Annotated in this window: 9 protein-coding genes; 2 read left to right on the plus strand and 7 right to left on the minus strand. The window is 59.4% G+C overall.

Translation table 11 applies throughout. The annotated features are described in order from the left end of the window. Positions 1–182 precede the first annotated feature (182 nt). Positions 183–1364, plus strand: a complete 1182-nt coding sequence (locus BUE38_RS19375; protein ID WP_073436885.1) for an alpha-hydroxy acid oxidase — start codon at positions 183–185, stop codon at positions 1362–1364. 389 nt (positions 1365–1753) lie between these two features. On the opposite strand, the gene pyk is transcribed toward BUE38_RS19375, so the two are convergent. The 6 genes from pyk to BUE38_RS19405 form a co-directional block, all read right to left on the minus strand. Then, the gene (gene pyk / locus BUE38_RS19380; RefSeq protein WP_073436911.1) at positions 1754–3229 is read right to left on the minus strand and encodes a pyruvate kinase; all 1476 of its coding nucleotides are present in this window, start codon (positions 3227–3229) and stop codon (positions 1754–1756) included. Between the two features lie 978 nt (positions 3230–4207). Further along, positions 4208–5101: a 2-hydroxy-3-oxopropionate reductase gene (locus BUE38_RS19385; RefSeq protein WP_073436886.1), complete on the minus strand. Its 894-nt coding sequence runs from the start codon at positions 5099–5101 to the stop codon at positions 4208–4210. 89 nt (positions 5102–5190) lie between these two features. Next, positions 5191–5970, minus strand: a complete 780-nt coding sequence (hyi, locus tag BUE38_RS19390) for a hydroxypyruvate isomerase (protein ID WP_073436887.1) — start codon at positions 5968–5970, stop codon at positions 5191–5193. A 139-nt stretch (positions 5971–6109) separates the two neighbouring features. Beyond that, on the minus strand, positions 6110–7885 hold the full coding sequence (gene gcl, locus BUE38_RS19395; RefSeq protein WP_073436888.1) for a glyoxylate carboligase: 1776 nt from the start codon (positions 7883–7885) through the stop codon (positions 6110–6112). 790 nt (positions 7886–8675) lie between these two features. Then, entirely contained in the window at positions 8676–9518 is an 843-nt protein-coding gene (locus BUE38_RS19400; RefSeq protein WP_073436889.1) for a bifunctional allantoicase/(S)-ureidoglycine aminohydrolase, read from the minus strand. A gap of 96 nt (positions 9519–9614) precedes the next feature. Then, positions 9615–10103, minus strand: a complete 489-nt coding sequence (locus tag BUE38_RS19405) for an ureidoglycolate lyase (protein WP_073436890.1) — start codon at positions 10101–10103, stop codon at positions 9615–9617. Positions 10104–10337: 234 nt separating this feature from the next. On the opposite strand from BUE38_RS19405, the gene BUE38_RS19410 reads away from it, so the two are divergent. Next, positions 10338–11804: a YfcC family protein gene (locus BUE38_RS19410; protein WP_084542048.1), complete on the plus strand. Its 1467-nt coding sequence runs from the start codon at positions 10338–10340 to the stop codon at positions 11802–11804. Between the two features lie 99 nt (positions 11805–11903). Here the strand turns inward: BUE38_RS19410 and puuE are convergent, their stop codons facing one another. Further along, on the minus strand, positions 11904–12842 hold the full coding sequence (gene puuE, locus BUE38_RS19415; RefSeq protein ID WP_073436891.1) for an allantoinase PuuE: 939 nt from the start codon (positions 12840–12842) through the stop codon (positions 11904–11906). Positions 12843–13331: the final 489 nt, after the last annotated feature.

The following is a 13331-nucleotide window of genomic DNA, read 5'->3' on the forward strand; positions in this document are numbered from 1 at the left end:
CGCTCTCCACCTCGAGCTCTGACTTCGGCTCCAACCTTGCCCTGGCTTTCGACATGGCCCGGCTGGTCCTGATGGAAATACAGCAGCCTCTTCCTGATATGACTAGTATGGTAGTATGGTGACAAAACAAAAAGCACCTCCGTCTTAGACATTGGTGCAATGGCCCTCATCTGGAGACTCCCGTGAAACGCCGCTCCTACGCCGGAAGCGATTACCGCAAGGCCCTCAATATCCACGACCTGGAGCGTATTGCTCAGCGTCGACTGCCCAACTTCGTCTTCGAATACCTTCAGGGCGGCGCCGATGATGAGCGCACCCTGGCTCGCAACCGAAACGTATTCGCCGATTACCTGTTCGAACCCAGAACCCTGACCCGAGTCGGCCCACGCGACCTGACCAGCACACTGCTGGGAAAACAGTACGCCATGCCGCTGGCCATCGGCCCGACCGGCTATAACGGCATGTTGACGGCTGACGGTGACATCAAGTTGGCAAAAGCCGCTCGCGATGCAGGCATTCCCTTCGTGCTGAGCAACGTCTCCACCACCTCGCTGGAGGATATCGCCGCCATCGAAGGGCTCACGGCATGGATGCAGATCTACTTCTATCGTGACCGGGACTATGTCAGGAAACTGGTGGAACGATGCCGAACCGCCGACTATGAAGCCATCGTGGTAACCACCGACAGCGCCATCTATGGCAATCGAGAGTGGGATGTGCGCAATTTCCGCAAGCCCATGCAGCCCACCCTGCGCAACCTCCTCCACCTACTGACTCGACCACGCTGGATGGCTGACGTGCTGATTCCCGACGGCATGCCAACCTTCAAGAACCTCGGCGACCTGTTGCCCCCCGACAAGCAGGGCGTCCAGGGAGCCTCTGCGATCATTGGCCAGCAACTGGACCCTACCCTCAACTGGGATGACATTGCCTGGCTGCGCGACCTCTGGCCGCACAAGCTGATCGTCAAGGGAATCCTGTCACCCGCCGAGGCCGAGCAGGCAGCCGCCATCGGCGCGGATGCGGTTGTGCTCTCCAATCACGGCGGTCGCCAACTCGATCATGCCTGCTCGCCGTTCGAGGTACTGCCGGAAGCCCGACAAAGGGTGGGGAACCGCTGCCAACTATTCATCGACAGCGGATTTCGCAGAGGAACAGACGTCGTCAAGGCTCTGGCGCTGGGCGCCGATGCGGTATGGCTGGGACGCACCACCCTCTATGGACTGGCCGCAGGTGGTCAGGAAGGAGCCGCCCATGCACTGGGCATCCTGCAAGGGGAAATCGACCGCACCATCGGTCTACTGGGCGTGGATCGCATCACCGATCTCGAAGCCAGCATGCTGAGGCGCGCCGTTCGGTGCTGAGAGATACCAGCTTCGAGCAAAAAGCGACGAGCCTCAAGCTGCACAGTGCCGCTCCGAGGACCCAGCCTCAAGTCGCGAGCGCCGGGAAACTCAGCGTAAAACCGACAACCCCGCGCCTTTTCACGCGGAGCGGGATTCAAGCTCGAGCGTAGCGTACTCGTAGCTCGTCGCTCTCAGCTTGCGACCCACAGGGATGTGGGAAGTGCATGCTCGTGTCGGGAACACGAGTAGCCGACCCACAGGGATGTGGGAAGTGCATGCTCGTGTCGGGAACACGAGTAGCCGACCCACAGGGATGTGGGAAGTGCACATGTTCGTCGGGAACGAACATGTGCCAGCTCGTAGCTCGTAGCTCGTAGCTCGTAGCTCGTAGCTCGTAGCTCGTAGCCTTATTTCCCCAGATGACGCTCGTTGATGTCGAGGATCTTCATGGTGTTGGTGCCGCCGTGGGCATTCATGTGGTCACCACGTGTGAGGATGACGTGATCGCCGATATCCGCGATGGCATGCGAGACGATACGCTCCAACGCTCGATCATTGAGTTCATCAGCCGTCATCTCACTGGTATCGAAAGGCAGTGAGATCACGCCGCGATACAGCGCCATGCGGCGCTGCGCCAGCGGATTGTGGGCCAGACCCACGATCGGCAGACCGGAGCGAATCCGTGAGGCAATCAGCGGTGTATAGCCGGTGGACGTCATGCAGGCAATGGCCGCGACACCGGAAAGGTGGTTGGCAGCATACATGGCCGACAGGGCAATGGTTTCATCAATCCGCTCGAAGCCCTCGTGAATGCGGTGGCCGGATTCCTGAGCGATGCGCTCACGCTCCGCTCCCAGGCAGACGCGGTTCATTGCTTCGACGGTTTCCACCGGGAAATCCCCCGCCGCTGTTTCGGCGGACAGCATCACCGCATCCGTGGCATCCAGCACCGCATTGGCCACATCGAACACCTCGGCACGGGTCGGCAGCGGCGACTCGATCATCGACTCCATCATCTGAGTCGCAGTGATCACGGCCCGGTTGTGGCTGCGCGCATGCTTGATGATGCGTTTCTGGGTGCCGATCAGCTTGGCATCACCGATCTCGACGCCCAGATCTCCACGCGCCACCATCACCGCCTCACTGGCCTCGATGATGCCGTCCAGGGTCTCGTCATCGGCCACGGCCTCAGCGCGTTCCAGTTTGGCCACCAGGCCGATTTCCTTGCCGGCTTCGCCCAGCAGACGACGCGCCTCGAGCATGTCCTCGGCAGACCGCGGGAAGGACACCGCCAGGTAATCGACTCCGATCTCCATGGCGGTCTTGAGGTCCTGCTTGTCCTTGTCGGTCAGCGCCGGGGCAGAGAGACCTCCACCCTGCTTGTTGATGCCCTTGTTGTTGGACAGCTTGCCGCCGACCACAACCCGGGTATGGATCTCGCTGCCCTCGACACGATCGACGTCCAGCACCACTCGTCCATCGTCAAGCAACAGACGGTCACCGGCGGTTACGTCGTCGGCCAGCTCGCGATACTCACAGCCCACGCGATCAACATTACCGGCATCCCTGTCCAGTGACACATCAATGACGAAGAGGGCTCCCTCGGTCAGCTGTACAGCGCCTTCGGCAAAACGCGCAATACGAATCTTCGGCCCCTGCAGGTCACCCAGAGCGGCGACACTGCGGCCCAGACGTTCGGCGATCTCGCGCACCTCGCCGAGTCGGCGTCGATGATCGTCGGCACTACCATGGGAGAAGTTGAGGCGCACCACATCAACTCCGGCCTTGAGCATCTTCTCGAGGACGCCCTCGCGATCACTGGCAGGCCCGAGTGTGGCTACGATCTTGGTACGGCGAATAGGGGGATGTGGCAGTCGGCTCATGCTGTCCTCGATGATGGTTCGAATATGACCTCTGGAAACCCTGATGCACTGCCCTGCTGCGCCCGTAGCACTCGCTTCGATGGAGCGCTCGACGACCATTTTCGACATCCCTTCTCAACACCCATCGTGATGCGGGCCATGTCGGTACGGATGAGATGCATCAGCGATCTCTTGCGACCTGGGTCGCCCTGACGGGCAACTCGTTATGTAATTTTACTACACATAGGGACATCAAGGCGAACCCAAGCTTCACACGGGTCATATTGGTAGAAATTGTTCTTTTCAACAACAGGTTGTATCGAAACACCGTCACCTTGGTGGGCTGCTGGCGACGCCCCTTCTCGGTTCAGGGGCACGGCCTTGCGGTGTATCTGTAAATAAACTACACGAAAAATGTGACAGGCGGATGGACCAGACTGTCCTTCTGTAGCCATAAGTACCGATCATAAGTACTGATCATAAGTACCGAGCATACGTAACAGACTTCGAGCCGCGGGTCACGAACTGGTCAGCGCTGCTTCATTGCTCATGCACAAAAGCCAGGGGTTGCGGCTTCAAGCTCGACCTGATCGTAGCTCGACTCATTCAAAAAGGCTCGCCGACCGGCAGGAACAGGGGGGAAGCAAGCCGGCGAGCAAGGGCCGCCGTAGCGGCCCAGGCAGGCGACGACCCGACGCCTGCGCTCAGGGAGCAGTCAACTCCCCTGTCCGACCCACACGGATGTGGGAAGTGCGTGCTCGTGTCGGGAACACGAGTAGCCGACCCACACGAATGTGGGAAGAACAAATATAGCCGCCGTCACCTCAGCCCTGGCGGCACAGCACTGTCATCCCTGGGCCCTCAACACCGTGCTGTCGTATGCAGCGGCTGCCGACCCCGGGGCTTGCGACACAGTGGCTTGCGATACAGGACCATCCACGAGGCAACGACTGACACAGCAAGATCACTGACCAGCCCAACTCACTGGGCTGATCTCATTCACTCACCTTTTTGCCCCACCTCGTGGTCCGCCAATGACTCGAGAGCACGCAGAATACCCGCGTGATCCCAGTCGCTGCCGCCCTGCGCCGCGCACGCCTGGAACAGTTGCTGGGCATTGGCCGTCCCCGGCAGTGCCAGGTTGAGACTGCGAGCGCCTTCCAGAGCCAGGTTGAGGTCCTTCTGGTGCAGTCGAACCCGGAAGCCCGGATCGAAGGTGCGCTTGATCATGCGTTCGCCATGCACATCGAGAATCTTCGACTGTGCCAGGCCGCCCAGCAGGGATTCGCGAACCCTGGCCACATCCGCACCGGCACGAGAAGCAAACAGCAGCCCTTCGGCAACGGCTTCGATGGTCAGCGCCACCACGATCTGGTTGGCAACCTTGCAGGTCTGGCCCGCACCATGACCACCGATATGGGTGATGGTCTTGCCCATGACCTCGAGAACCGGCAAGGCACGCTGGAAGCCTTCCTCGGTGGCACCGACCATGATCGTCAGCGCGGCATTGATGGCCCCACCTTCGCCACCGGATACTGGTGCATCGACATATTCACCGCCGGCCTTGTGGATGCGCTCGGCGAACTGCTGAGTGGCGATGGGCGCGATCGAGCTCATGTCGATCACCAGAGTGCCCGGCTTGAGCCCCTCGACGACACCGTTCTCACCGAACAGCACCTCTTCCACATCGGGGGTGTCCGGCACGATGGTGATGACAATGTCGGACGCCTCGGCCACGGCCTTCGGCGAATCCGCCACCTGCATACCCTTGTCAGCAAGGGTGGCATCCAGGCTGCCACGCTTGACCGTGGTCAGTTGGTGGCCTGCATCGATCAGATGCCCCGCCATCGGACGCCCCATGATACCCAGACCAATAAAACCGATATTGCTCATGATACTTCTCCTGAAATCTGTACTGCGTATGACTTCTGTGCTGCGTATGACTTCTGTACAGCGCAAGACAATAAAAGGAAGCGTTTCACTCAGCGGCGCGCGGCGTCCAACCAGCCCAGACCTTCCTGGGTAGTGGTCGCCGGCTTGTACTCACAGCCGATCCAGCCGGTGTAGCCCAGCCGTTCAAGGTGAGCGAACAGAAATGGGTAATTGATCTCGCCACTGCCCGGCTCATGACGGCCGGGGTTATCGGCCAACTGAACGTGGGCAATCCGCGCGAGGTGACGCTCGATGGTCGGCGCCAGGTCCCCTTCCATGATCTGCATGTGATAGATGTCGTACTGCAGTTTGAGATTGTCGCTGCCGACTTCATCGAACAGCGCCAGTGCCTGTTCAGTACGGTTGAGGAAGAATCCCGGGATATCGCGGGTATTGATCGGCTCAGCGATCAGCAGGATGCCCGCCTGCTCGAGACGCTCCGCGGCATAACGCAGGTTGTCGACCAGAGTGCGATGCGCCTGCTCCTGGGTCACACCTTCAGGCACGATACCGGCCAGACAATTGACCTGACGGCAACCCAGGGTGGTGGCGTACTCGATGGCAGTATCGACACCGGCGCGGAACTCCTCCACGCGATCCGGGTGGCAGGCGATCCCTCGCTCCCCCGCTCCCCAGTCACCCGCCGGCAGGTTGTGAAGCACCTGCTCGAGACCGTTGGCATCAAGGCGCTGCTTGATTTCCTCGGCAGGATAATCGTAAGGGAAAAGGTACTCGACGCCCTTGAAGCCCGCCTGAGCGGCCGCTTCAAAGCGATCGAGAAAGTCCACTTCGGTGAACAGCATGCTGAGATTGGCAGCAAATCGAGACATTTCGGGTCTCCCTGTTGTGGTTCTGGAACCAGGCTTGTCCAACCGTGGTTATCGACCCAGCACCGCAATCCCCATTGCCGTGCCGGGAGAGGGTCAGGGACCGTGTTTCAGGTCCCCATGTTCTTGAAGCCCCTTGCCCTCAGGTCAGTGCGGCAATCGAGCTCGGTGCATCCTCGAGGTTCTCGGCCAATGCCTCGAACTCGTTGATGCCGCCCAGATCAGTACCCATGGCGATGTTGGTGACGCGCTCGAGAATCACCTCGACCACTACCGGCACGCGATACTCTCTGGCCATCTCACGCGCCTGCCTGAGCGCAGGAGCAATGTCATCCGGACGCGAGACACGCAGCGCCTTGCAGCCGAGACCTTCGACCACCGAGACATGGTCAACGCCATAGCCGTTGATCTCTTCGCAGTTGATGTTCTCGAACGCCAGCTGCACGCAGTAGTCCATGTCGAAGCCGCGTTGCGCTTGGCGGATCAGACCGAGATAGGCGTTGTTGACCAGCACATGCACATAAGGCAGGCGGAACTGGGCACCAACGGCGAGCTCCTCGATCATGAACTGGAAGTCATAATCACCGGAAAGTGCCACCACCTCGGCATCCGGATCAGCGCGGCAGACACCCAGCGCGGCCGGAATGGTCCAGCCCAGCGGACCGGCCTGACCACAGTTGATCCAGTGGCGCGGCTTGTAGACATGCAGGAACTGGGCACCGGCAATCTGCGACAGGCCGATGGTGCTGACATAACGCGTGTCACGGCCGAAGACCTTGTTCATTTCCTCGTAGACACGCTGCGGCTTGACCGGCACGTCATCGAAATGGGTCTTGCGCAGCAAGGTGCGCTTGCGCTCCTGACAGGACTCGGCCCACTCACTACGATCCTTGAGACGACCGGCCTGCTTCCACTCGGAGGCCACCTCGATCAACAGGTCGAGTGCCGCCCTGGCGTCGGAGACGATGCCGTAGTCCGGGCCGAAGATACGCCCGATCTGGGTCGGCTCGATATCGATGTGAACGAACTTGCGGCCCTCGGTGTAGGTCTCGAGGTTGCCGGTATGGCGGTTCGCCCAGCGGTTACCGATGCCCATGACGAAGTCGGATTCGAGCATGGTGGCGTTGCCGTATCGATGGGAGGTCTGCAGGCCCACCATGCCTGCCATCAGCGGGTGATCATCGGCAATCGTGCCCCACCCCATCAGCGTCGGAATCACCGGCACACCGGTCAACTCGGCGAAGGTCTGAAGCTGCTCGGCGGCATCCGCGTTGATGATGCCACCCCCGGCCACCAGCAACGGACGCTCGGACTCATTGAGCATGGTCAGCGCCTTCTCGACCTGGGCACGAGTCGCCGCAGGCTTGTAGGCCGGCAACGGCTCGTAGGTATCCGGATCGAACTCGATCTCGGTCATCTGTACATCGATCGGCAGATCGATCAGCACCGGTCCGGGACGCGATGAACGCATGATCTGAAAGGCCTGCTGGAAGGCACGCGGCACCTGGGCGGGTTCCAGTACGGTGATGGCCCACTTGGTCACCGGTCCGGCGATGGCCTTGATGTCCACCGCCTGGAAGTCTTCCTTGTGCAACTTGTTGGCCGGCGCCTGGCCGGTGATGCACAGAATCGGAATCGAATCCGCCGATGCCGAATAAAGCCCGGTGATCATGTCGGTGCCGGCGGGGCCAGAGGTGCCGATACAAACCCCGATATTGCCGGGCTTGGTACGGGTATAGCCCTCGGCCATGTGTGAAGCGCCCTCGACATGGCGAGCCAGCACATGATCGATACCTCCCACCTTACGCATGGCGGCGTAGAAGGGGTTGATGGCAGCACCGGGCAAGCCGAAGGCAACATCTATGCCCTCCTTGCGCAGCACATGCACAGCAGCGTCAGCGGCGGTCATACGAGCCATGATGCTTCTCCTGTTATCTGGTTGTGATTTTTGTATACAAAATAGTATCTACAATGGCGACGAAACTATTTTTATGGAAATTCTTTTCAATATTTGTAGCAGCCATGGAAGCGCAGCGCCAGAGAAACTGGAAAAATTTTCCACATAATTGACAACAACGAAAGGAAATACAGACTAACTATCTGTTTATAAACAGTTATTTGTTATAGAAACGACGTATTCAACTTCCGTATAAGGCCGCATTCAAGACCCGGGAGGAGCAGAGTCACTGGAGCCGACCAGCCTCTTCACTACCGAGCGACGCGAGGCATCCCGGGCCTGGTAGACTGCCAGCTCCCAAACAAGCGTTTGATAATGTATACAGAAATGAGATTTTCACCGCCGACGAGCACTGACTCTCCCAAGGGGAAACGGCAGCAAGCAGGTATACCCCACAGCAGAAGGCTTCGGGGCAACAGAAGGGAAAACACTGGCGGGAAAGAGCTGGCCGGAAAGATCATCGAGAAGGATGCCGAGACGGCTCGGCATCCTGCCATAACATGACAACCCAATCGCTCAGGATAAGCGATTGGGTTATTGCCCCATCACAAGGGTGTACTGGGTCAACATCGTTAACATGGCAATCAAATAGCTCATCCTGATCGATTTGATTTTCGTCCGCACCACACGGGCGCAGATGCGCGGATCTGCTGGTGTGGTGCGGTCTCGCGTCGGTCTGATGGCCGACGGCGGCACGTCCCTGTGCCGCAATCAACCCAACACAAAAGCATGCTGGGTTAATAACTCGCGATCAGTCCAGCGTCGGCAGTTTCATGTGCCGGTTCACATCCTTGTACAGCAGATAGCGGAATGGGCCCGGGCCACCGGCGTAACAGGCCTGGGGGCAGAAGGCACGCAACCACATGTAGTCGCCGGCCTCGACTTCGACCCACTGCTGGTTGAGATGGTAGACGGCCTTACCCTCAAGCACATAGAGGCCATGCTCCATGACGTGAGTCTCGTCGAATGGGATCACTCCACCCGGCTGGAAGGTCACGACAGTGACGTGCATGTCATGGCGCATATCATCCGGATCAACAAAGCGCGTGGTGGCCCAGACCTCATTGCAGTCCGGCATGACCGTCGGCTCGATGTCATTTTCGTTGGTGACGATCGGCTCCGGCAGATCAATGCCATCGACCCGTTCGTAAGCCTTGCGAATCCAGTGGAAGCGTACCGCTGATGAGGAGCGGTTGAACAGTTGCCAGTCACTCCCCGGCGGAATGAAGGCGTATCCACCGGGCACCATGGTATGGGTCTTTCCGGCCAGGGTCAGTTCCAGTTCCCCTTCGACGACAAACAGCACGCCCTCGGCATCCGGGTTGGATTCCGGGCGTTCACTGCCACCTTCCGGGCCAACTTCCATGATGTACTGGGAAAAGGTCTCGGCGAAGCCGGACAGCGGCCGCGACAGAACCCACAGGCGAGTATTGCTCCAGTGCGGCAACTTGCTGGTGACGATATCGCGATAGACCCCCTTGGGGATCACCGCGAAGGCCTCGGTGAACATGGCGCGGTCGGTGGTCATGACCTTCTGGTCCGGATGACCACCCTGAGGTGCGTAATAGCTTCTGACGGGCTTGTCTGTACTCATGGTCTTTTCCTTGTCGTGTTCTGGCTCTTTCACTCATGACGGGAGCAGCGCGACTTGCTGGGCAATCGGCAATGCAGCCCCGAGTCGCGGGCCACCTCAATCCAGGCTGACGCGTACCTGCAAGGGATGTTCGTCGCAGTTGTTGCCGTCGCCACCACGGTCAACGACCAGGAACTCACCCTCGCGCTCCAGCACCGACTGGATGGCATGCCAGGTACCGGCTCGGTAATTGACGCCCTGGCGCCCATCAGTGACGAAGGCGCGGACATCGGCAGGGTCGATGCTGTCACCCGCGGGAGCGACCACGATCACGAAACGCTCTTCATGCAGCGGCATGAACGCCTGGCTGCCCTGGGGATGGCGCTCGAGAAAGGTGAGTTCCAGCGGCAGGGAAATCGGCTGGCTGACGAAGATACTGATCAGCGTATGCGCGTTGTCGCCCAGCGTCTCCACCCTTGCCAGGTCATGGTGACGCTGGGTACGTCCGGCATTGATCGAAAAGTGCTCCGAGGTCCGCGAGTCGATCACGTCACCAAAGGCGGAGAAAGCCTCTGCAGTCAAGGGCTGCGCTACAAGTTCCAGCATCCGGTTTCCTCTTGTTTTCTCGACAACGTACCCACCACTCCTGCTCGCATGGGCGATTGATGCGGCAGGCTCGTTGCATTTGTTTTCGACATATTTATGGAAATCGATTCCATATTAATGTTCACTGACCAAAGGCGCAATTCCACACGCACCATCTGCGTGACCAATTCCAACAGCGCCCCGAGGCGAGACCCACACTCGCCTGAGTAGTCACAACAACACCCTGAGGGCCCCATGACCCAGACAACACCAACTCAATCGCCGGCGGCCGGCAAGGCCTCCCCATCAACCAACCGCAAGCGCAAGCCTGGACTGCGCATCCCGAACATCTACGTCATTCTGTTCGTCTTCATTGCTCTGGCATCGATCGCCACCTACTTCATCCCGGCAGGTGAGTACGAGCGCGTACCAGGACCCAATGGGCGAACCACTATCGATGCGGAATCCTTCCAGTTCGTCGACGGATCACCAACGACCCTCACCGACTTCATGCTGGCGATTCCCAATGGCCTGATGAGCGCCGGCCAGGTGGTGTTCTTCACCTTCATGATCGGTGGCATGTTCATGGTGCTGCGTCGCACCGGCATCATCGAGATCGGCGTCGACAAACTGAGTCGACGCTTTGCCAACCGCCGCCTGCTGATGATTCCTGTGTTGATGACCGTGTTCGCGCTGATTGCGACCATCATCGGCACCCAGGAACTGGCGCTGGTCTATGTGCCGGTCATCCTGCCGCTGATGATCGCACTGCGCTTCGATTCGGTCACTGCTGCCGCGGTTGCTCTCTGCGCTACGACGGCGGGCTTTGCCACTGGCGTGCTCAACCCGATCAACACCGGCCTGGCACAACAGCTTTCCGGTCTGCCGCTTTACTCCGGTTTTATGCTGCGAGCTCTCGCGTTTGTTGCGATCCTTACCGCCGCCATCATCTTCGTCATGCGCTATGCGCGAAAGGTCAGCCATGACCCCGATGTCAGCCTGATGGCCAATGACCCGAACGAGACCGCCAAACGTCATGACTACCTGCATGCCACCGATGAGGGTGCGCTGAGCGCCAGCCCGCGCCAGAAGCTGGCAGCACTGACCACCTTCGCCTTCATGGCCCTGTTGGTCTACGGCGTCCTTGCCCAGGGCTGGTTCATGATGGAGATGGCGGGCCTGTTCATCATCATGGGCATTGTCGTCGGCCTTGTCGCGGGCCTGACGACCGAAGACATCTGCGAAGGCTTCAACCAGGGTTTCCGAGACGTCATGGTCGGCGCCATGATCGCCGGTATCGCCCGTGGTGTCGCTGTCGTCCTCGAGGATGGCCAGATCATGGACACCCTGGTCTACGGCCTCGGCAATCTGGTCGGAGAACTCCCGACCCTGCTGTCCGCCACCGGCATGTATTTCGCGCAGCTGGCCTTCAACTTCGTGGTACCTTCCGGCAGCGGCCAGGCTCTGGTCACCATGCCGATCATGGCACCGCTGGCTGATCTGATCGGAGTCACCCGACAGACCGCGGTACTCGCCTACCAACTCGGCGACGGTATCGGCAACATCCTGTATCCGACATCCGGCTATTTCATGGCTACGCTGGCACTGGCCGGAGTGCCGTGGCAGAAATGGGTCAAGTTCTTCTTCCCGCTGTTCTGCGTCTGGGTCGTAATCTCGCTCGGCTTCCTGCTGGTCGCCCAGGCCATCGGCTGGGTCGGTTAGGTCTCAGGGGCAGCCCCACACTCCCCCCCCCTCAACGACCACCACCAGCCATCTGAACCGCCGCCCCCACCAGCCCCTTGCTGGCGGGGGCGGCATCGTTCACCCCTGTGAAGTCGGAGCCGGGAAGTGCTCTGCCCAGTGACGGGCAATATCGACACGACGCGTGACCCAGACCCGGTCGTGGGCCTCAATGTGGTCAAGGAAGCGCTGTAACGCACGGAAGCGACCCGGGCGCCCGATCAGGCGACAGTGCAGGCCGATGGACAGCATCTTCGGCGACTCCTCCCCCTCGGCATAGAGCACATCGAAGGCATCACGCAGATAGGTGAAGAAGTGGTCGGCGGTATTGAAGCCCTGAGGTGCGGCAAAGCGCATATCGTTGCTGTCCAGCGTATAGGGCACTACCAGGTGCGAACGCTCGACGCCCTCGCTGTCAGACTCACGCGTCCAGAATGGCAGGTCATCCCCATAGTAATCGCTGTCATACAGGAAGCTGCCTTCATCGAGCACCAGGCGGCGAGTGTTGGGGCTGTCACGACCGGTATACCACCCCAACGGTCGCTCGCCATACAGCTTCTCGAAGATTTCGATGGCCTTGCGCATGTGCTCGCGCTCGACCTTTTCCGATAGCTGTTGGTAATGAATCCAGCGATAGCCGTGGCAGGCAATCTCGTGGCCCAGCTCCTTGAAGGCCTGGGCAACCTCGGGATTGCGCTCCAGCGCCATGGCCACGCCAAAGACCGTCAGCGGCAGGCCGCGACGCTCGAATTCGCGCAGGATGCGCCAGACACCAGCACGTGAGCCATATTCGTAGATCGACTCCATGCTCAGGTGGCGATCCGGATAACTGTCAGCCCCGATGATCTCCGACAGGAATTGTTCGGAACCCGCATCTCCATGCAGGACACAGTTTTCGCCACCTTCTTCGTAGTTGAGTACGAACTGAACAGCGATGCGGGCCTTGCCGGGCCAATTGGCGTGCGGTGGTTTCTGACCGTAGCCGATCAGATCGCGGGGATAGGAAGCCGACGTGCTCATGCCTTTCTCCTGATTTTTCAGACAACTCCTGGGCCTTGCTGTATCTCGGCGCCCAGCTTCCTGATGCTGGTTCAGCCAGCCCGGAAGCGATGTTGTGCCTGTATTGTTGTGGCGGTGTTTTTATAGCAATGCTGTGTAATGGCTATGGTCAGATCTGCTGTAGACGCTTGTGAACATGAACAGATCTGACGTGAATCCTGATGTAAAGAGACTCGGCACCAGGAAGCTGGATCCAGACTCGATTAGCCATTATGTATACAAAGAAAAGATAGACTGTACTCAAGTCATCATCAAGCCCTAACAGGCACTCAAACTCGATATTTCCATTACTTCTCTCCCAGTCAGTGCTCCGGAGTCCGCTGAAGCTGGAACACTGCCGGGTTGCAAGAGTCTATCGGACTCAAAAAGTGTATACAATAACTCCGGGCAAAGTGTACACAAAAACTGATGATTCGAACCGACAAGTGCTGAGTACCGTTGAACAAAGCC

The organism is Halomonas cupida, from assembly GCF_900142755.1.
Classification (GTDB): Bacteria; Pseudomonadota; Gammaproteobacteria; order Pseudomonadales; family Halomonadaceae; genus Halomonas; species Halomonas cupida.